Below are 18,325 nucleotides of genomic sequence, written 5' to 3' on the forward strand. Positions count from 1 at the left end.
TCGGCCAAGTCCTCCCGCTTGGGTTCGACCGGGACAGCAGCATGCCGCAGCGCCAAGGGAATGCGCCATCGCGGCCAACCGCGCCGACAGCAGCGCATGGAAACGCTGCAACACGCTGAACTCCAGCACGCGCCCCGCTACCTGCGCCGGTCCCACCAGGGCCGCAACGGATACTGCCAGCGCGAAGCCCACGCCGGTCGCCTGCAGCGCCCGGCCGCGCAAGCGAATGACGGCGCCAACATCGCATTACGCAGTGTCATGAACTCGAGACCGCCGCACGTCGATGTGCTGGAGAGCCTGTTGGCGAAGGACCCGGCGCCACGACGCTTACGGTGTCCATGCATGCAGCGGCGAGGGATTCGTCGGACTTTCAGACAGGCGGCCTTCACGCCACTCTCGCGCGTTGGCGCATCCGCGTCATCGGTACTGGGCCGCAGTGATGAACTGGCCGAACGATTCGCACCAGACGATGACTGTGTTGTAGGCCGTCGGATCGGCAGATGCCGGCATCGGCACGATGAAGTTCTCGAAGGTTTTCACATCGCCTACGCGCAGCATCTTCGGCTTCAGCCGCAGGAAGTCGGCTTCGGTCTGAACGAACTCCGGAGCGAGATAGAGCTTGTAGTCAGGCCCGGGCGCGATCTTGCCTTGCAACGATACCGCGCTGCGGCTCACCGCCACCGTGCCCTCACCCCAGTGCAGGGCATCGCTGTCTGTCAGGTCGCGCCTGAACCGGCCGGTGAACTGCGCTTGCGCGGCCAGTGCCGCGACCTCGGCCTGCGCAGGCGCGGGCGGAGCCGTGAGAATGGGTAAGGCATAGATACCCACGCCGAAGCCCGTAGCGGCCACGACAGCGTGCGAAACGATGAGAAGGAGAATCTTCTTCATGAGTCTCCTTCGAATGCGTCGCAGTCCACGGGTTTGAGAAAGACGTCGACATGGGGCGCGCGCCCAAGGCGTCGTTAGGGTCAGCCCATTCTGATCCACCATGGCGCTCTCGAAAAGATAGCGATTGCCGCCTTGCGCGAAGTTCCAGCGCGTTGCCGCCTTGGGTGCATCGACTCCGCGTCCGATCCAACGCATGCGCTGACACAAGCCAGCGTGAAATGAAGCAACGCCCCATCCCCTTCGCCAGACTAGGGTGCTGCGTCAAGCGCCTTGATCGCCGCGATTGCCTCGTGCCTGGCCTCGATGAGCGCCTGTTCCTCCGAGTGCGTACCGGTTTGAACATTCTCAACCGGCAATCGATCATCGATCTGGAACGACCACCCCCAACGCGATTCAGTTTGCCAGACTTTGATATCGACCTGGTGCCCGTGGTGTTCGAAGCTCGTGTCCGCCATGTCGTGCCTCCTGCAGTTGGAGTCACAGTATGAAGCAGCGGCCTATTCGCTTCTCCCGCTCCCATGGTCCATGACCATGACGGGTTCGAACGGCAGGAAGGTCAGGCCCCCGCCGCGATGCTCCAGAGCGGTGATGGGATCGACCAGCGACACGCTGAGGCCGGCGGCCACCATGGCGCAGACGCCGACCGACACCTGCGTTTCGACCTGCAGCCTGCGTTCGATGCCGTTGGCAGAACGCGACATTCAGTGCCGTTGGCTGCTTGCACGCGCGCGGCGGTAGTGTTCGCCGAGCACGTCGCGCCCCCAGTCACCCTGGAAGTCGCGCCACACGCTGTGGATGTGGTTGCCGCCCGAGTTGTCCCATTCGATCAAAAAGCGCGCGCCCTGGATGCGCCAGTAGTGCGGCTGGCCGCGCTCGGTGGCGCCGGCCCATCCGAAGCGGATGCCGTCCAGGCCGCCCGCACGCACGCGTTCCAGTCGCTGCTGCGCCAACGACGATTCGGCCACCGAGGCCTGCGACTCGATGATGCGCAGCAGCAAGGCTTGCTGCGCTGCGTCCATGGCGCTGAAGGCCACACCCACAGGTGCCAACGGGTCCGGCTGGGCGGCATTGCGCGTGACGATGTCACCGAACGGCCGGGCACTGAAGATGGCCTGCTGGCGCTGCGCCGGCGAGAGCACGGCCAGCAGCGCAAAGGCGCGGTCTTCCTCCTCGCCCAGCGCGCGCTGGCCCTTGCGCGGGCCCTTGTTGGCGATGTCGCGCGGCACCTGCGCCGGATTGGCACCCAAAAACTGCGGCAGCGTGGCCACTACCTGGCCGTCGGCCAGCGTGAAGTGCAGCGAGAGATGGTGCCCTTCAATACGCCAGCCCCAGGGCGAAGTGGAGTCCGGCGTGCCGAACAACGCGATGGCGTAGTTCTCCGGATCGCGCGAGAGGCCGAAGGATTCGATCTCGCGCAGCGCGATCTCCAAGGCGATGATGGCCTGCACCTTGACCAGCCCCGGCTCCGACAAGGCCGCGGCCAGCAACTGCTGCGCTGCCTGGCGCTGTGCATCCTCCATGGTCTTGAACGCAATGCCGGGCCGGCTACGCGGCGTGTAGTTCCAATCGCCGCGCGCCTCCAGCGTGAACGGCCGCAGCAGCTCTGGCCGCTGTCCCGCCGGCGTCGCCTCCAGCAGCGCCCGCGCCGCGGCCGTCATCGCCTGCGCCGCGCGGCTGGTGTCGGCCGCGGCGGCGGCAAGGGGCACCACGGCGAACAAGGTCCAGCAGGTCATCCAGGCGGAGAGAGTGCGCAGCAGCATGGTTGGTCTTCTACCTGAAATGACCAATGAACAGGTGCAAGAATGCCTGAGTTGGGGTGGCGAGTCGAGTTGGGGGTCATAGCACTTGCGACTCACGCGGCACAAAGGCGGGTGCGGCAGTGAGGATCCGATATGCAGCGGAGGCTGTCATTGAGATAGGCACCGCGAACCCTTCTCTGTGCTCGCCATGATGCTTGCCTTCATGTGCTGGATGCGCTCGATGCGGTCAGCCACATACTCGGGCTCGATGAACGGATGAGCTTCTTGCACACGCCCGGATGGCCCAAGCGTTTCGCAAGGCAGTCCACCGGCCGAAACGCTGGGGAGGGTCGCGCCTGCTTCGGCTCCGGCGCGGGGCCAGTACGCCATTCATGCTGCCGACTGCGGGCGGCAGAACGCTCAGGGCACCGGCTTCGACGAGAACGCCGCCACGTCGCCTGGCTTGCGCAGCATCTTGTCGACGTCCGCGGCGTGCAACTCCTCGGCGTGGATCATCTGCCGCGCGAACTCCTCCAGCGCCACCGAGCGGCCTTCCACATGCGACAGCAGCTCGCGGTACAGGGCCAGCGCGCGCGCCTCGGTGTCGAGCGATTCGCGCAGCATGGCGGCGATGTCGTGCTGGTGCGAATCGAGCAGTGGCCCGATCGCGAGCGAGGGGTAGTCGCCGAGCGTGGTGATCCACTCGCCGACCTGCTGCGCGTGCAGCAGCGATTCGCTGGCCTGTTCGCGCAGCCACGAGACGATGGGAATGCGGCCGAAGCCGAACACCAAGAAGGAGTAGTGCGTGTAGCGCACCACGCCGGCCAGCTCGGCTTCAAGTAGCCGGTTGAGCACGGAGACGACCTTCGCTTGATCGAACTGTTCCATGTCAGCGCTTCCGGATGGAGGGGGAGCAAATTATGCGCCGCGCGCCGCACTGCTGCGAGGTGAGCGTAGTCGCGGCACACGGCGAAAGACAACGGATCCAACGGCGTCTTGACGAGTCCGACCCGCATCACGTTTTGCGTCGACCAAGAAGCACGGGGGATCATTTGCCACTCATAGAAGCTTGTCGACACGGTTGTGCGTGTATTTAGCAATCCCTTCCATTCCGAGCGCCAAAGCAGCATGCGGCCCTGGCCAGAATGATCAGATTGCATCCCAACTGCCAATGCGACTTCATCAGGATGCGGTATCACTTGCCCCAGCCTGCGCCGCCGCTGTCCGCCATCACAAGCGCGAGCGGGATGATCATCAAGTCTTCGACGACCATGCAGGGCGCTAAAGCCACGGTGCTCATTTGGCGTTTCGGCGCTCGGGCTTGACAATGGCGCAGACGCAGTAAGGGTTGCTTAGACGCAAGCTGCCATGCAAAACGGCATCCGACATCGACTCCTGGCGATCCTGGCAGCGGATGCGGTCGGCTATTCGCAATCGATGTCTTTCGACGACTTGGGCACGTTGAGCGCGCTGGATGAGGCCCGCCAGGTCTTTCGAAGCCATGTCGAGGCGGCCAGCGGACGAGTGGTCGACACATCCGGAGATTCGGTGCTGGCTGTGTTCGACACGGCGATTGGCGCAGTGCGGGCGGCCGTTGAGATCCAGGAAGATCTCGCGACACGGGCCGACGCTGCGCCCGAGCACCTTCGATTGCTGTTTCGCATCGGCATCCACGTCGGCGACCTGATCGAGAAGCCGGACGGCACGGTCTATGGCGATGGCGTCAACATCGCGTCGCGCCTGCAGGCGGTGGCGGAGCCGGGAGGCGTTGTCGTCTCCCACGCTGTGCAGGAGTTCGCCTCAGACCGCACAGGCGCTGCCTTCGAGGACATCGGCCAACAGAAGGTAAAGAACATCGCAAAGCCCATCAGCGCGTTGCGGCTGCTGCGGGCACCCCGGGCGGCTAGGACTGACGAACTGGCGAGGGCTCCGTTGGTAGAGCAGGCAAGAATCACCCACCGACACTTCGCGCCAAACGCAGTGGACGTGACCGTTCGGACATCCCGGCGCGCGCGCCGTTGGCGCTTGTCCAGCGCTTCCCTGATACGGTGGATCGGCTCGCATCCGTTTGAGTCTTGTCGATAAACGATGGCTGATGTCCGTCGCCGGCCAGAAGCAGGTATTGGCGACAGTCCGTTCTCCGGCAGCAGAAATTCACTGCCGCAAGGGCGAAGCCACACAAATCGATTGGCAGGACGCGGCGCACTGGCCTACATTGGTCTTCCACCCACCATGAGGATCGCAACATGCCCATCCGCATCGCATCGCTGACCCACCGCATCGCGAAGAACGGCGCGATGCTTCACCAGGCGAAGATGGACCGCGTCCACTCGCTGGGGGCAGACCATGAGCCGTCCGAAGCCGAACAGGCGCTGGCCGAGGAGCGCCGCCTGCTCAAGGAGGAGCGTGCGAAGCGCCAAGCGCAAGCGCAGCAGCCGAGGGCGAAGGCCGTCGACAAGCTGGTGAGGACGCACCACCCGCAGGCCAAGGAGAAGCCCAAGGAAAAAAAGGAGCCCAAGGAGGCCAAGGCTGGCAAGGCCCACAGGCCCTCGCGTGCCGAGAAGCACGCTGCGCAGGCGGCGGCCCTGCAGGCCGCGAGTAGAGCGCCGAAGAAGTCGGCGAAGACCTGAGAAGGCTCTCAGGCACCGCGCGGAGCGCGGACGCGCTCTTCCGAGTACAGGCGGAGTACGAATCGCCCTGCTTCGGTGTCGCGCGGGCCCCGAACCTCCTCGCGCACGGCAGGCGGCACTTCGTCGAGCACAGGGTAAGCGGCACCGCATCCTGCAGGAAGCAGCATCGGTGACGCGAGCGCGGCAAACGTGAGATCCGCAGCCCTGAACCGATCGCCGACCAAGTACCGTCGCCCCTCGCGCATGCGTTGTAAGCGGCCGGCCGCCCCACCTTGAGATCTGAAGCCAAGCCGGAGACCATGCTGTCCATCTAAGTTAGCTGGACATCTATGGACGTCAATCCGAAGCAACGCCGGCGTCACAGCGCAGCGTTCAAGGCGCAGGTTCTGGCGGCATGCGCCGAACCTGGTGCCTCAGTCGCTGCGGTTGCGCTGTCGTTCGGGCTGAACGACAACCTCGTGCATCAATGGCGTCGCGGTCGCGGGGCCAGTCCCGTACGATCGGCAGCATCGACGACGGTTGCCGAGTCTGCGCCCGAGTTCGTTGCGCTGTCGTTGCCGGCGCCGCCTCCTTCACCGGCGTCATCACGTGCGGCGGCCGTACCCGCCGAGACGATCCGGCTCGAGCTCAAGCGCGGCGCTCTCGGCGTGAGCGTCGTGTGGCCGATCTCAGCGGCAGCCGACTGCGCAGCGTGGCTTCGCGAAGTGTTGCGATGATCCGCATCGACGCTCTGTGGCTGTGCACCCAGCCACTGGACATGCGTGCCGGCGCCGAGCGCTTGATGGCTCATGTCGTGCACGCCCTCGGCAGCGCTCGTGCGCACCACGGCTATTTGTTTGCCAACGTGCGGGCCACTCGCATCAAGCTGCTCGTGCACGACGGCTTCGGCGTGTGGTGTGCGGCCAGGAGGCTCAACGCCGGCCGCTTCGTGTGGCCCAGCGAAAGCTGCGCTGCGACCCCACTGTCGTTGACGCAGGCGCAGTTCGATGCGCTGGTGGTGGGACTGCCCTGGGAGCGACTACCGGAGATGAGTGCGATCACGCGGCTGTAGGCTCGCAGCGGTGAAGGAAGCCTGCATCGGCATGCCGCGCGTTGACAGCGCAACTCCCAATGACGCGAAGCCGCCGGACCTGCACGATGCGTACCCATGCAGGACCTGCGCGACCTCAAGGATGAAGACCTTCAAGATCTGACGCCCGAAGCGGTCACGGCGCTCGCCCAGCAGATGCTGCAGCACATCCAGCGCCAGGCGCAGGACATTCGCCTGAAGGACGCCAAGCTCGAGAAGCTCACGTTCGAACTGGCACGTCACAAGGCATGGAAGTTCGGTGTGAAGTCCGAGGCGATGAGCGCCGAGCAGCGCCGGCTGTTCGAGGAGACGCTGGCCGAAGACGAGGCCGCTCTGCAGGCTTTACTGGAGCAGGCGAAGGGCACGCCTCCGCCGGACGACAACGCCTCGTCCAAGCGCAAGCCACGACGCCAGCCTCTGCCGGGCCATCTGCGCCGCGTGCAGCACAACCACGAGCCCGAAGACACCGCCTGCCCAAGCCCGGGCTGCGGCAAGCCAATGGTGCGCGTGGGCGAGGACATCAGCGAGAAGCTGGACATCGTGCCGGCGGAGTTCTTCGTGCACCGGCGCGTCTACGGCAAGTGGGCGTGCCGCTGCTGTCAGCGCCTGGTGCAGGAAGCCGTCGAGCCGCAGCTCATTGATGGCGGCATGCCCGCGGCTGGCCTGGTGGCGCATACGCTGATCAGCCGCTTCGTTGATCACCTGCCTTACTACCGCCAGGAGGCCATCAACGCACGCTCGGGCGTGCACACGCCGCGCTCGACATTGGCGGCCTGGTCCGGCCGCGGCGGCGCGGCATTGGAGCCGCTGTACGACGCACACAAGCGCTTCGTACTCTCGGCCCGGGTGCTGCATGCCGACGAGACGCCGGTGGCCCTGCTCGACCCGGGCCGGGGCAAGACTAGGAAGGCCTACGTCTGGGCCTACGCACGCGGAGCCTTCGATCCGGTGCCGGGCGTGATTTACGACTTCTGCGTGGGGCGTGGCGCGCGCCTGCGCGACGGATCCGGCTCGTCGTCACGGGCCGCACCTGTACCTGAAGTTCACGGCCGACGGCAAGGCGAATTCGGTCTACGTGCCCCCGGGGCAAGCGCAGTCGCTCAAGGACGCGCACCGCGCGTGGGTGCGATTCCAGGAGGTCGCCACCGAAGTGGCGGCGGACAACCGCGAGCAGTTCTTGCGTGCGTTGGCACGCGAGAAGGACAAGAGCCGGGCGCGCCGGGCCAAGGCATCCAAGAAGGCCTGACGTGATCGAACGGCACCGTCGCCCGTCCAGCACCGCCGATGACTGGATCGCTGAGCAGGCCGCCGGGCTGTGGGAAGATTGGATGCGCCAGGTCGACCAGGTGCTTGCCGACGCGCGGCTGGTGCAACTGGTCTACGAGGTGCTGGCGCGCCGCTGGACGCACAGCCTCACGCGCGGGCGCAAGGGCACGCCCGCGGAGGTGGTGCTGCGACTGCTGCTGCTCAAGCACATGCGCAACTGGAGTTACGCCGTTCTCGAGCGCGAGGTGCGGGCCAATCTCGTGTACCGCCACTTCACCCGGGTTGGTGCGTGCAAAGTCCCTGACGCGAAGACCCTGGGCAAGCTGGGGGTGGCGCTGGGGCCAGATGTGGTCGAGCAGATACATCGGCGTGTAGTGGCCATCGCTCAGGAGCACAAGATCGTCCAGGGCCGGCGCATGCGCGTGGACACCACCGTCGTGGAGACCAACATCCACTACCCGACGGACGGCTCGCTGCTGGGCGACGGCGTGCGCGTGCTCACGCGCACCATGAAGTAGATCGAACGGCTGACCGCCGCGATTGGTCACCGCCGACGCCGGCTTCTTCTCGCTGCGCAATGAGGTTGTCGCGCGCGAGCGCGGCGTCAAGCGCGTGGCGATCCCCAACCTCGTGCACCAAGAGCGCCGACCGTCGCAGGCTGCACAAAAAGCGTTGGTTCCGCAGCGCGCAGAAGTGGCGCACCGGCTGCGAGGGGCGCATCAGCCTGCTCAAGCGCCGCCACGGCTTGAACCGATGTCGCTACAAGGGGGCCGCCGGCATCAAGCGATGGGTCGGACTTGGCGTCATCGCCGACAACCTGATCAATATCGGCATCGCTCTGGCATCGCCGGCCGCGCCATAGACGGCCGTCATCGCACCGGCCCCCAACCATCCCGACTCCCGATCCAGCCCTCCGATGGCTGCCTTCACCTGTCCCCGCTCAGCCCCTCAGCGACCGCTCGGATTTTTGCGCCGCAAAGTAGCTAAGGATGGTCTGCAGAACTTGATCCCACCCGAGGTGGGCCGTTCAACTGAAGTGTCGAAGATGGCCGCCTGCTTCTTCTTAGCGGTGCATGGATATGGCAGGGAGGGCAATGCGGCGCATCCGCGTTGCCCTGGATTTCGACAATGACTCCCGATGTCATCGGTCATCTTCTGATGCGGTCGCCGATGCTCGCCCGCCGTCGGGGCCGATGACCTGGTCGCTTCTTCGACGTAACGGGCCAGTGCCTGAACCTGCGCTTCCGTGAGCTGGGGAAAAGCAGGCATCTGGCCGATGCCGTTGCGTACGGCTTTTGCAACCCTCTGTGCGTCGGGCTTCAACTCATCCAGCGAAGGCCCCACCGCGCCAGTCGCACCGGCGTCCTTCAGGGTGTGACAGAGGGCGCATGCCGGCACGACCGAGATGAACAGTTGGCGACCTTCCTCGTCCGCATGGGCTGCCAGCGCGACACCTGCCAAATACGCGCTGAGCGTCAAGTGCCACAGTGCGGGTCGCATCACACGACGGTGATGGGCAAGGCATGTACGCGCCACCCACTGTTCAAGTATCCGCCGCCGTTCGACGGCGTGGCTTCGACCTGCCAGTTGAACTGGACGTCTTGAGCACGCGACGCGAGCAGATACTGCCCCGGCTGGAGACGCACCGGCAGAACGAACTGCCTCCACGCAAATGGGCCCAGGTCGGGGCCCACCAAGCGCGCCTCCCGCCAGGTTTGCCCGCCATCTAGTGAAACATCCACCCGCCGCAACGCGCGAGTCGCGCCCATGGCCACACCATGGATCTGGATCCATCCGGCCCTGACGGGCCCCGTCTCGGGCCCCGGCCCATTGATCCAGGACTTGACGTCCATCTCCCAGACCGAAGGATGGCTGGGATCTCCCTTCGCGCCAGGTGGAGAGATGCGGTAACCTGTCTTCTGGATCGCCGCCTCGGTCTGCGCCTGAGTGAATGCGAGCCGCTTGATGTACTTGATGTTGTTCACGCCGCTGTAGCCGGGCACAACCAGGCGCAACGGTCCACCATGGGCGTGTGGAACCGGCTCGCCGTTCATCTCCCAGGCCAGCAGCGCGTCTTCGAAGGCGCGCAGCGGCACGGAACGCTCGACGATGATGGAATTCGGATCCAGGCCCGCAGGCAGCATCTCGCCACCTGTGCCGGTCATGAACTGCGCTCCTTCCGCAATACCGCCCAGCGCGGCCACCACGTCTCGCACCGGCACCCCGCTCCAGATCACGCAGCCGGCGGCTCCAATGGTCCACTTCGTGCCGCTCGGCTTGTCGGCAAAGTAGCCGCGTCCGTTACCGGAGCATTGCAGCACCGCGGCCACGGTCTCCAACCCCACAATCTTCAGTTCCGCAACCGTCAGCGTGCGCGGCTGCCTGACTCCTTCAACCGATACCGACCAGGCGTCGCGATTGGCGACGATGGAGGCGTCCGGCGCCGGCAAGTTGTTCCGGATGTACAGCCGGTCCGCCGGGGTGATGATGCTCGTGCCGTAGGCGGATCGCTTCGTCTCGATCGTCGTAGCGGTATGTACGATCAGGTGGTCGGCATTCTTCCAGGCGACGTACGGCGGCAGGCTGGCGCGCGCAGATGCCGGACCAGACTGCGCTTGCGCCAGCCTTGGGAAGCTAGCTGCAGCCAAAGCGCTCGCGGTCCCGGCAAGCAAGCTGCGACGGGCGAGATCTGGATGGGACTTCATGGTCGGGCCCCTGTCGGCAAGGATGTTCAAACATAGTGCCCAGACAAGAAGCTCACATCCGGGTAGTTACTGACAGGACATCTTCGGGGCTCTTGCACCGACGGAACGATTACCCCAGCTTGCAGGCATTCAATCTTCGTCAAGCATCCGGCTGACCCTGCTGCCCAGTGCGCTCTCGGCCCGGAAGTACCCCATGACGGTCGCGACGCTCTGGTGGCCCGTCATCGCCATCGTCTCGGGCAGCGGCATGTTCTGTCGGCCGGCTTCCGTCACGAAGCCCGCTCTTAGCGAGTGCGCGCTAAAACCCGCGTCCAGCTCCGCCATCACACACCGCTCCTTTACCATGCGTTCGTCGACTTCCTCGAAGATCTCGCGCACGCGCAGCCTGGAACGTTCCGCGCTGTCTGGGGTGATCCGGAGTGTCCGCCTGCAGCAGACCCGCAGCTTAGCTGTGTGCGCCGAACAGCCGCATTCGCGGCGCCTGACGTTCGATCTTGGGTCGGCAGTATGCCTAGTTCGTAAGGCGCAAGCCGGCCATGACCAGCCAATCAATGTGGATGCCAGAAAGCAGCCGCTCGGCGCCGCTCTCAACCCGTTCCAGCCTTTCGCACACCCGAATTCGCCGCTCCAAGCAGTCGTTGGTGGTTAACTCATGACATGAGCGGTGTACGCAGCAGCACCATCCGATGTGCCTGTCCGCGCGCGTCCAGGTCGAGCAGCTCATCGAGCAACGAGCTCAGGCGCGGTCAGTGGTGGCGGTCCGGGAGCCTCATTGGTTTTGCCAGGCGCCTCAGTGCTCTACCGCGAACAGCCGCCACTCGCCAGGGATACCCTTGAGGCTTTGCACTCCTCGATCCTGAAACACGAGCCCGGAACCTGCGACAAGATCCTTGACCGTGCCGGAGACCAGCACTTCGCCGGCGCGCGCCTGTGCAGCAACGCGTGCGCCGGTGTGCACAGCGATGCCGCCGACCTTGCCTCCCATCCATTCGCACTCGCCGGTGTGTAACCCGGCGCGGATCTCGAGCCCGAGCGCACGCACCTCCTCGGAGATCGCACAGGCGCAACGCACGGCGCGCGCCGGCCCATCGAAGGCGGCGAGGAAGCCGTCGCCGGCGGTGTCGATCTCGCGGCCGCGAAAGTGCTCCAGCTCGTGGCGAATCAATGCGTGGTGGCTGTCGAGCAAATCGTGCCAGCGGCGGTCGCCGAGGCTGGCGGCGCGCTCGGTGGCGCCGACGATGTCGGTGAATAGGACGGTGGCCAGGAGCCGGTCAGGTTCCGCGTCGTGCCGAGCGCCGGTGAGGAATTCTTCGATCTCGTCGACGATAGCGTCGCAGTCGCAGCCCCAGGGAACGTGATCGATGCCGTGCAGTTCGACCAGCTTGGCTCCGGGGATGTGATCGGCCATGTAGCGGCTTGCGCCGAATTCGATCGTGCGGTCGTTGCTGCTGTGCAGCAGCAGCGTGGGCACGCGCACGGCCGGCAGGACATGCCGGATATCGATCTCCATGTTCATGCGCACCAGCGTTGCCGCGGCCGCCGGGCTGGCGCTGGCGCGCAACCAGCGGGCCCACCACCGTCGGTAGCGCTCGTCTTGGGCCAGACTAGGGCACCGGGCATCGATGCCTACCGGTCCGCCCCAGTCTCGTTCGATCTGGTTGGCAAATGCCAGGTGCTGCTCGGCCGTCGGCCCCCAGGGGTAGTCGGGCGCCCGTGTGCGTCGCGCGAAAGCGCCGCCCATGATGAGCGCCGAAGACCGTTCCGGATACGTGGCGGCGAACAGAGCGCACATCGCGCCCCCCTCGGAATAGCCGAACAAGGCCGCACGCTGCGAGCCGACCGCATCCATCACCGCGCGCACGTCGTCCATGCGAACCTCGAGGCTTGGCATGTCGTTGACGCGGTCGGACAGGCCGGTGCCCCGCTTGTCGAACAGGATCAGGCGGGAGAACGAGGCCAGCCGCGTCAGCAGCCGGGCCAGCGTCGGCTCCTCCCAGAAGACGTCGATATTCGACACCCAGCCGGGAACCAGCACCAGATCACGCGGACCGTTGCCGATCGCCTGGTAGGCGATGTTGACGCCACCGCTCCTCGCATATCGGGTTTCGGGAACCATAGAAGGTTGAGCCTCCGCACGCCGGTCCACTTGCACTTGTCCACGAGCGGGAGCTTGCCACAAAACGAGGGGCTAAGACGCCCATAGCCACGCATCAGGTTCCGTCCGCTGGCCCTCCGGCGAGGGCGATCGTCTAGCAGCAGAAGTCCGCGCCTCGAACATTGAGCGACCGCTTTGTGGCCTACGAACGCCTGGGATTCCAGATGGAGGGCGTCAAGCGCAGGCCTTTCCGGGTCGATGGCACCGTACCACGATGCCTACGCGATGGCGCTGCTGCGAGAAGCCTGACGCTCAGGCGGGCCCTGCCATCTTCCTGTTCTTCTTCCTCGGCTTCTCGCCGGCCGCAAGGCAGCGCGCGAGACGCTCGCTCGCGACGCGCAGCCGCTGCTTCAGCGCGGCGGGCTCCAGCACCTCGTAGTCCACGTCGAGCGCCATCAGCCAGTAGACCAGCGAATCGAGCCCGTTCGCGCCGCACTGGAGGAGGCATCGCTTCGCATCGATCTCCTCCAGCAAGCCGGCCGATGGCGGAATGCGCCGCGCCATCGCCGCGCGCGGCGCGTGGAGCACCACGCGCGCCTGCTCGGAGTAGGGGTTGACCGCGAGCGAGCGCGACACATAGGCGCGCAAGTCGCCGCCCTCGGGTGCGGGGCGCGGCGCGAAATGGGCGCCGATGGCGAGCGTGCCCGCGATGCGATCGATGCGGAAGGTGCGCCAGTCCTGGCGCGCCGGGTCCCAGGCCACGAGGTACCAGCGCTGGCCGGTGTGCACCACGCCTTGCGGCTCCACGGTGCGGGCGCTGGCGCGGCCCTGGCTGTCGGCGTAGTCGAAGGACAGGCGCAACTGCTCGCGGCAGGCGGCCGCTAGTTGCGCGAGCTGGGCCGCGTCGACCACCGGCCCGGCCCGATCGAGCGGGACGATGGCGGAGCGCAGCGCGTCGATCCGGCGGTGCAGGCGCGACGGCATCACCTGCTCGAGCTTGACGAGCGCGCGCAGCGACGCCTCCTCGATGCCGGTGACGGCCCCGGCCGTCGCGGTGCGCAGCGCGATCGCAGTGGCGAGCGCCTCCTCGTCATCGAGCAGCAGCGGCGGCAGCGCGTGGCCCGGGCGGAACGCGTAGCCGCCCGCCACGCCGCTGCTGGCATGCACGGGGTAGCCCAGTTCGCGCAGGCGGTCGATGTCCCGGCGCAGCGTGCGCGGGTGGATCTCCAGCCGCTCGGCGAGCTCGGCGCCGGCCCAGTGGCGGCGGGTCTGCAGCAGGGAGAGCAGGCGAAGAAGACGCGAGGAGGCGGTCAGCATGGCAGCAGGACTGTAGCTCGCATCGAGGGCGGAATCTGTCCGCAATGACATCTAGAGTTCACGACATCGCAGCTGCGGCCGCGACAGTCCCCCGAAACCCCAACCCAACCAGGAGCCCACCATGTCCCTCGTCCTCTACTGGCACCCCATGTCCAGCGCCACCCCCATCGCTTGCGCCCTCGCCGAGCTCGGCGTGCCGCACGAGCGCGTCAAGATCGACATCCGCAACGGCGAGCAGCGCAAGCCCGACTACCTCGCGCTCAATCCCAACGGCAAGGTGCCCACGCTCACGGTAGACGGCGCGTCGATGTTCGAGGCGCTCGCGATCCACCTGTGGCTAGGCGAGCGCTACGGCGTGGCGCGTGGCCTGTGGCCGAAGGCGGACACGGCTGAGCGGCTGCAGGCGACGTCCTGGTGCGCATGGTCCTACGTCACCTACGGCGCGGTGCTGGTGCGCCTGCAGGTCGCGGCGCATGGCGAGGAAGCGCTGCGCAGCGCGGCCCATGAGGAAGCCGCGCGCGAAGGGCTGAGCCAGTTGCTTGCGCTGCTCGACGCACGCCTGGCGAAGCAGCCCTGGATGCTGGGCGCGGACTACTCGCTCGTGGACCTCGTGGTCGGCTCGGTGATCGGCTACAGCGTCTACATCGGTGCGCCGGTGTCCTCGCACCCGCACGTGCAGGCGTGGCTGCAGAAGGTGCAGGCGCGGCCCTCGATGCAGATCGAAGCCTAGGGAGGCGACATCGCCCGCGCACCGCGCTGCAGCCGGCTCGCCTCGGCCTGCGCGCAGCGCTTGCGCCGCCAGATGACCACGCCGGAGACGCTGAGCATCGTGACCACCAGGCCCATGGCCGAGATCAGGATGCGGACGGGCAGCCCGAGGAGGCGGCCCGAATGGATCGGGAACTGGGCCTGCACGAAGAGGTCGGCGGCCGTGCCCTTCCACGGTTCGCGCTCGCCGAGTACACGGGCGTCGAGGCTGTCGACGTAGAGCGTGCGGTGGCCGACGCCGCCGCTGCCGTGCCAGCGCAGCTTGCGTCATCTTGCTGGGTCGCTTCTCGATTGGGGCTTGGGTTGAACGTCCGGTCCTGGCCCGCATTCTGCCCTTCCCGCTGAACCGGAGGGGAGTAGGCGGCCTCCCGAGAGGACCCATGCGTTGCAACGCCCGGTAGCGCCAGCCGATACTGCACAACTCGGACGATGGCAGGCTAGACCGCCCTCAGTACATTGCGCAGCATGACATCGCATACCCAACGAGCTACCGAGGAAAAGGCCTTCCAGCGCGCCGACGGCATTGACGAGGACGTTCATCACCGCAGCTCGCGACGACCGCCTGCCTGGTTCAAGCTCTTGGTGCTCGGGTTCCACGTGCTCGCAGCCCCTGTTCTGCGCGGCCGCAGTTACCGCCGTCGCGGTGCTGCCAGCAGGGTGGAGGCGCTGGACGAGCTCGATGAAGTGGACTGGGGCTGCGCGTCGGCTAGCAAAAGCGAGCGGCAGACGCCCGGTGATTGGGTCTTTCCGAGCTTCTTCCTGTGCATGGCGGTAACCGCTCTGCCGTTGATAGGCACTCGCTGGACCACGCCGGAGGGTATGGCGACATGGTCTTCCTTCGCGGACGCCCTGGTGTTTTCACTTCCAGTCATTGTCCCGCTGCCATTCCTCTTCCTGGGCTGCCTGGGAACGCTGGCCCTACAGCCCGCGTCGCGAACGCCGGCAGCGCTCGGCTTCCTTGGCACGGCCATGCTCCTCGGGCTTGCGGGGATACACGCCTTGCTGGCGTAGATGTCGGTGCCTTCAGCCGCGATAACGAGTCCACCCAGCCTCAAGCGAACTTCCTCCAGCACCTCGTAAATGTCTTGGCGCCGCAACTGGCCTAACGAAGGGCCGGTTGTGGCCGACAGCAGGCCTTGATAGTAGGCTGTGCGGAGGTCAGCAACCAGTCAAGTCTTTTTCGGCGCTTCGGAGCCGACTGCCAAGCGAGACTATGCGAGCCTCCTGACGCCCTTTCATCGCCCGCCGGCAACCAGCCGCCAGTGTCCTTTTGGCCTTGAGCGGCTGTCTGCGGATCTATTGGCGTTGTCTGCGGATTTATTGGTTTGTTCTCGAATTTATTGACTTAGAACACAACATCGTCGGCGGTATTCCGGGCAAATAAATGCACAGACTGCGACCCAGGCAGCGCGGGGCACGCCAGGCCTCTCGAGCTTGAAGGTAGGCGAAACAAATTCACAAACAACATCCGCCCGGGCAGGAACGGAAGGCGCGCATAAGCAAATAATTGCTCGAACGAGGCGCGTCCCGTCGCCGATCGTGTCGGCCGCATATTGGAGCGATCCGGCCCTGCAGCCCCCTCGGGTGGAGGCCCCGTTCTCGGCGTCGGTGGGTTCCGGCTATCTGCGCGAAGCGTGCGACAGACGTGTCGGTTCCTCCTGGGACCCCAAACAACACGAAGCGGCGGGTCTGGCCATAAACGAGTTGCGTCGGATGGCGCGCTCGGTGATCAGCGCGAACGATCGCTCAACCTGGTTGAGCCAGGAACTGTAGGTCGGCGTGAATTGGATGATCTCTGCGGCCTTCGGGCTCAGTCCTCCTTCATGGTGCTGATTGGTGCGTCTCAGGCACCACTGTGCGCCCGCTTGCAGGCCTACCGCTCGTGCCCCCTCCCTATCTACGATGGAACACATACGGCCTTCTGCCGTGATCCGTGCCCGACAACCCTGAGGTGTTGAACGGAGACTTGCTGCCAGTCGTCCGACTGGTTTGGCCCGGGCAATCGGGCCGTCTATTGGAGATTTCATTATGTTTTCTGTAGATGACACCTTGCGCCCCGGTAGCCAGAGGCCCGACGAGCTGGTTCCGTCCCGTTACGCGCTGCGGGTCGGCGAGATTGACGTGCTGGTGATCAGCGATGGGGTGTTTCCGCTGCCAGCCACGACGTTGGCCACCAATGCCGCCCCGGCCGACCTGGCGGCCTGGCTGGACGACAGGCTCCAGCCGTCGGACGTGTACAAGTGGCCGCTGAACGTGGTCGTGGTGCGTAGCGGCGGCCGGACCGTACTCATCGACGCCGGGATGGGGGCGGAGTACCCGGACTTCCCGCGGGCCGGGGGGCTTCTGGCCATGCGACTGGAGGCCGCCGGCATCGATCCCGCATCCGTGACCGACGTGGTGCTTACCCACCTGCACGTGGACCACGTTGGCGGGCTGCTCGCCGACGGGCTGAAGGGCAGGCTGCGTCCGGACGTGCCGATCCACCTGGCGGCCGCCGAGGCCGAGTTCTGGGCGTCGCCCGATTTCTCCCGCAACTCTTTTCCGCCGCGGATGCCGGACGTGCTTCGGTCGGCCGCCGGGCGGGTCATGGACGAGTACCGCAGCCAGCTGCGGCTGTTCGAGGCGGAGTACGAGGTGGCGCCGGGGGTGGTCGTCTGTCGCACCGGCGGCCACACCCCCGGGCACAGCGTGGTCCGCCTCGCGTCCGGCGGCGACCGGCTGACGTTCCTCGGCGATGCCGTGTTCCCGGACCATTTCGACCGACCCGACTGGTACAACGCTTTCGACCACGACCCCGAGGAGGCGGTCCGCGTCCGGGTCCGTCTCTTGCGGGAGCTGGCGGCGACCCGCGAGCCGCTGGTGGCCGCTCACCTGTCGTTCCCGTCCGTCGGCCGGGTGGCGGTCGCCGGCGACGTCTTTCGTTGGATACCCGTCAACTGGGATTACTGACCGCTTGTCAAGGAAATAGGCCGAAAGAGGCCTGCTTTAGGGAGCTTCGCCCCCCGGGAAAGAACAGCACCCTCGACCAATTCATGGCCCATCGCCGAGGCGCGCGCGGACCGACCAGACAACCTTCTTTGGCACCTACTGCACCGGATGCAACCGATCGGTCGGCAGGCCTCGGCAGAAGTTGTTCAGTCGCGCAGCTCGAGGACACGGCTGCTGGCGTTCCTCTTCATCGTGGCCATCAGCCTTGTAGCCAGTGTCCTGACGTGGGAGGGCTGGACCTCCGTGTACGCAGCTGCCGGCTCCTTGGTGGGTACCTAGGCCATGCATCGCTGAGGGCCTTGAGATCGATGAGGCATATCAAGCCCGCAGCGCCGCCCGTGCGAGGCACCGTGCAACCGCCATCTCGGCCGCCTGGGAGGCCCCAGGCGCTGCCAAGATCGAGCCCCCAGCCTCCACAGCCGGAATGGCAAAGGCTCCGCCGCCCTGGATTTCCAAGGCGCAGGGCGCTCGCGGCCCGCCGGCCGCACCCACCCGCCTGCTGCGCGTTCGAGATCCGAAGCGCGCCCCCTGCTTCGACGGAGTGATGCTGATGGCATTGAACAGAAGGAAGCGTGGAAGCGAAGCGGGCGCTTCTCTCAGCGGCTATGCAGCGATTGCCGAGAATCGACATCGCCGGCATCGAAGCCATGCACATGGTCAACATGGGGCAGTTGGCGTATCCCAAAGGCCAAGTCACGGCCGCTGCCAACCAGTTCTGCAGCCTGGCGTTTTGAGCCCAGTGCCTCGCAGCCGCCTTCGCTCGTTACAACCTCCTCGTTGCGACAGACGTGATTTCACCGCCAGCACCCAAAATCCGTCCACCGCCTTCTGAGTCCCCACCCCGCCTACCTGCCATGGTT

Annotated in this window: 18 protein-coding genes and 4 pseudogenes; 10 read left to right on the forward strand and 12 right to left on the reverse strand. The window is 66.0% G+C overall.

Annotated features, from left to right (window positions below):
• Nucleotides 1–27: 27 nt before the first annotated feature.
• The 6 genes and pseudogenes from ACSQ86_RS21250 to ACSQ86_RS21275 form a co-directional block, all read right to left on the reverse strand.
• A pseudogene (locus ACSQ86_RS21250) lies at nucleotides 28–213 on the reverse strand (MFS transporter); the annotation flags it as partial.
• Nucleotides 214–417: 204 nt separating this feature from the next.
• A complete protein-coding gene (locus ACSQ86_RS21255) occupies nucleotides 418–888 on the reverse strand; it encodes a DM13 domain-containing protein (protein WP_436309547.1) in 471 nt (156 codons plus the stop codon).
• A 248-nt stretch (nucleotides 889–1,136) separates the two neighbouring features.
• Complete coding sequence (locus ACSQ86_RS21260) at nucleotides 1,137–1,343, reverse strand: hypothetical protein (RefSeq protein WP_436309548.1); 207 nt, start codon at nucleotides 1,341–1,343, stop codon at nucleotides 1,137–1,139.
• Nucleotides 1,344–1,385: 42 nt separating this feature from the next.
• Nucleotides 1,386–1,589, reverse strand: coding sequence for a hypothetical protein (locus tag ACSQ86_RS21265; RefSeq protein ID WP_436304947.1), 204 nt, complete (start codon nucleotides 1,587–1,589; stop codon nucleotides 1,386–1,388).
• The gene (locus tag ACSQ86_RS21270) at nucleotides 1,590–2,648 is read right to left on the reverse strand and encodes a DUF3500 domain-containing protein (protein ID WP_436304948.1); all 1,059 of its coding nucleotides are present in this window, start codon (nucleotides 2,646–2,648) and stop codon (nucleotides 1,590–1,592) included.
• 399 nt (nucleotides 2,649–3,047) lie between these two features.
• Nucleotides 3,048–3,515 carry a ferritin-like domain-containing protein gene (locus ACSQ86_RS21275; protein WP_436304949.1) on the reverse strand — a complete coding sequence of 156 codons (468 nt, stop codon included), beginning with the start codon at nucleotides 3,513–3,515 and terminating at the stop codon, nucleotides 3,048–3,050.
• Nucleotides 3,516–3,995: 480 nt separating this feature from the next.
• On the opposite strand from ACSQ86_RS21275, the gene ACSQ86_RS21280 reads away from it, so the two are divergent.
• The 6 genes and pseudogenes from ACSQ86_RS21280 to ACSQ86_RS21305 all read left to right on the forward strand — a co-directional run bounded on the left by ACSQ86_RS21280 (nucleotide 3,996) and on the right by ACSQ86_RS21305 (nucleotide 8,454).
• Nucleotides 3,996–4,712, forward strand: a complete 717-nt coding sequence (locus ACSQ86_RS21280; protein ID WP_436309549.1) for an adenylate/guanylate cyclase domain-containing protein — start codon at nucleotides 3,996–3,998, stop codon at nucleotides 4,710–4,712.
• A gap of 161 nt (nucleotides 4,713–4,873) precedes the next feature.
• Entirely contained in the window at nucleotides 4,874–5,257 is a 384-nt protein-coding gene (locus tag ACSQ86_RS21285; RefSeq protein WP_436304951.1) for a hypothetical protein, read from the forward strand.
• 329 nt (nucleotides 5,258–5,586) lie between these two features.
• The gene (gene tnpA, locus ACSQ86_RS21290) at nucleotides 5,587–5,973 is read left to right on the forward strand and encodes an IS66-like element accessory protein TnpA (RefSeq protein WP_436304952.1); all 387 of its coding nucleotides are present in this window, start codon (nucleotides 5,587–5,589) and stop codon (nucleotides 5,971–5,973) included.
• On the forward strand, nucleotides 5,970–6,308 hold the full coding sequence (tnpB, locus tag ACSQ86_RS21295) for an IS66 family insertion sequence element accessory protein TnpB (protein ID WP_436309550.1): 339 nt from the start codon (nucleotides 5,970–5,972) through the stop codon (nucleotides 6,306–6,308). The genes tnpA and tnpB overlap by 4 nt, the downstream gene beginning before the upstream one ends.
• 96 nt (nucleotides 6,309–6,404) lie before the next feature.
• Nucleotides 6,405–7,577, forward strand: coding sequence for an IS66 family transposase (tnpC, locus tag ACSQ86_RS21300; RefSeq protein ID WP_436304954.1), 1,173 nt, complete (start codon nucleotides 6,405–6,407; stop codon nucleotides 7,575–7,577).
• Nucleotides 7,577–8,454: pseudogene (locus ACSQ86_RS21305) on the forward strand (transposase). Before tnpC ends, ACSQ86_RS21305 begins: the two are co-directional and overlap by 1 nt.
• A gap of 338 nt (nucleotides 8,455–8,792) precedes the next feature.
• Here the strand turns inward: ACSQ86_RS21305 and ACSQ86_RS21310 are convergent.
• The 5 genes and pseudogenes from ACSQ86_RS21310 to ACSQ86_RS21330 form a co-directional block, all read right to left on the reverse strand.
• A pseudogene (locus ACSQ86_RS21310) lies at nucleotides 8,793–9,092 on the reverse strand (c-type cytochrome); the annotation flags it as partial.
• Nucleotides 9,092–10,297: a sulfite oxidase gene (locus ACSQ86_RS21315; RefSeq protein ID WP_436304955.1), complete on the reverse strand. Its 1,206-nt coding sequence runs from the start codon at nucleotides 10,295–10,297 to the stop codon at nucleotides 9,092–9,094. The pseudogene ACSQ86_RS21310 and the gene ACSQ86_RS21315, both read right to left, overlap by 1 nt.
• Before the next feature lie 129 nt (nucleotides 10,298–10,426).
• Nucleotides 10,427–10,642: pseudogene (locus tag ACSQ86_RS21320) on the reverse strand (integrase); the annotation flags it as partial.
• Nucleotides 10,643–11,087: 445 nt separating this feature from the next.
• A complete protein-coding gene (locus tag ACSQ86_RS21325; protein ID WP_436304956.1) occupies nucleotides 11,088–12,413 on the reverse strand; it encodes an adenylate/guanylate cyclase domain-containing protein in 1,326 nt (441 codons plus the stop codon).
• Nucleotides 12,414–12,704: 291 nt separating this feature from the next.
• Nucleotides 12,705–13,709, reverse strand: a complete 1,005-nt coding sequence (locus tag ACSQ86_RS21330; protein ID WP_436310292.1) for a helix-turn-helix transcriptional regulator — start codon at nucleotides 13,707–13,709, stop codon at nucleotides 12,705–12,707.
• 121 nt (nucleotides 13,710–13,830) lie between these two features.
• Between ACSQ86_RS21330 and ACSQ86_RS21335 the strand changes: the two genes are divergently transcribed.
• Entirely contained in the window at nucleotides 13,831–14,439 is a 609-nt protein-coding gene (locus ACSQ86_RS21335; RefSeq protein ID WP_436304958.1) for a glutathione S-transferase family protein, read from the forward strand.
• Here ACSQ86_RS21335 and ACSQ86_RS21340 read toward each other — a convergent pair.
• Entirely contained in the window at nucleotides 14,436–14,738 is a 303-nt protein-coding gene (locus ACSQ86_RS21340) for a PepSY domain-containing protein (protein ID WP_436306332.1), read from the reverse strand. The genes ACSQ86_RS21335 and ACSQ86_RS21340 overlap by 4 nt on opposite strands.
• A gap of 204 nt (nucleotides 14,739–14,942) precedes the next feature.
• Between ACSQ86_RS21340 and ACSQ86_RS21345 the strand changes: the two genes are divergently transcribed.
• The 3 genes from ACSQ86_RS21345 (at nucleotide 14,943) to ACSQ86_RS21355 (ending at nucleotide 18,199) form a co-directional block, all read left to right on the forward strand.
• Entirely contained in the window at nucleotides 14,943–15,488 is a 546-nt protein-coding gene (locus tag ACSQ86_RS21345) for a hypothetical protein (RefSeq protein ID WP_436304959.1), read from the forward strand.
• A 1,017-nt stretch (nucleotides 15,489–16,505) separates the two neighbouring features.
• The gene (locus ACSQ86_RS21350; protein ID WP_436304960.1) at nucleotides 16,506–17,426 is read left to right on the forward strand and encodes an MBL fold metallo-hydrolase; all 921 of its coding nucleotides are present in this window, start codon (nucleotides 16,506–16,508) and stop codon (nucleotides 17,424–17,426) included.
• A 611-nt stretch (nucleotides 17,427–18,037) separates the two neighbouring features.
• Complete coding sequence (locus ACSQ86_RS21355) at nucleotides 18,038–18,199, forward strand: hypothetical protein (RefSeq protein WP_436309551.1); 162 nt, start codon at nucleotides 18,038–18,040, stop codon at nucleotides 18,197–18,199.
• The last annotated feature ends 126 nt before the right edge of the window (nucleotides 18,200–18,325 follow it).

The sequence above is a fragment of the Variovorax sp. LjRoot130 genome, from assembly GCF_964253755.1.
In the GTDB taxonomy this organism is placed as follows: Bacteria; Pseudomonadota; Gammaproteobacteria; order Burkholderiales; family Burkholderiaceae_C; genus Variovorax.

Excerpts from the sequence above, each read along its gene's own strand:
- ACSQ86_RS21255 (WP_436309547.1), bottom strand. The coding sequence starts at position 888 with ATGAAGAAGATTCTCCTTCTCATCGTTTCGCACGCTGTCGTGGCCGCT.
- ACSQ86_RS21260 (WP_436309548.1), bottom strand. The coding sequence starts at position 1,343 with ATGGCGGACACGAGCTTCGAACACCACGGGCACCAGGTCGATATCAAA.
- ACSQ86_RS21265 (WP_436304947.1), bottom strand. The coding sequence starts at position 1,589 with ATGTCGCGTTCTGCCAACGGCATCGAACGCAGGCTGCAGGTCGAAACG.
- ACSQ86_RS21270 (WP_436304948.1), bottom strand. The coding sequence starts at position 2,648 with ATGCTGCTGCGCACTCTCTCCGCCTGGATGACCTGCTGGACCTTGTTC.
- ACSQ86_RS21275 (WP_436304949.1), bottom strand. The coding sequence starts at position 3,515 with ATGGAACAGTTCGATCAAGCGAAGGTCGTCTCCGTGCTCAACCGGCTA.
- ACSQ86_RS21280 (WP_436309549.1), top strand. The coding sequence starts at position 3,996 with ATGCAAAACGGCATCCGACATCGACTCCTGGCGATCCTGGCAGCGGAT.
- ACSQ86_RS21285 (WP_436304951.1), top strand. The coding sequence starts at position 4,874 with ATGCCCATCCGCATCGCATCGCTGACCCACCGCATCGCGAAGAACGGC.
- tnpA (WP_436304952.1), top strand. The coding sequence starts at position 5,587 with ATGGACGTCAATCCGAAGCAACGCCGGCGTCACAGCGCAGCGTTCAAG.
- tnpB (WP_436309550.1), top strand. The coding sequence starts at position 5,970 with ATGATCCGCATCGACGCTCTGTGGCTGTGCACCCAGCCACTGGACATG.
- tnpC (WP_436304954.1), top strand. The coding sequence starts at position 6,405 with ATGCAGGACCTGCGCGACCTCAAGGATGAAGACCTTCAAGATCTGACG.
- ACSQ86_RS21315 (WP_436304955.1), bottom strand. The coding sequence starts at position 10,297 with ATGAAGTCCCATCCAGATCTCGCCCGTCGCAGCTTGCTTGCCGGGACC.
- ACSQ86_RS21325 (WP_436304956.1), bottom strand. The coding sequence starts at position 12,413 with ATGGTTCCCGAAACCCGATATGCGAGGAGCGGTGGCGTCAACATCGCC.
- ACSQ86_RS21330 (WP_436310292.1), bottom strand. The coding sequence starts at position 13,709 with ATGCTGACCGCCTCCTCGCGTCTTCTTCGCCTGCTCTCCCTGCTGCAG.
- ACSQ86_RS21335 (WP_436304958.1), top strand. The coding sequence starts at position 13,831 with ATGTCCCTCGTCCTCTACTGGCACCCCATGTCCAGCGCCACCCCCATC.
- ACSQ86_RS21345 (WP_436304959.1), top strand. The coding sequence starts at position 14,943 with ATGACATCGCATACCCAACGAGCTACCGAGGAAAAGGCCTTCCAGCGC.
- ACSQ86_RS21350 (WP_436304960.1), top strand. The coding sequence starts at position 16,506 with ATGTTTTCTGTAGATGACACCTTGCGCCCCGGTAGCCAGAGGCCCGAC.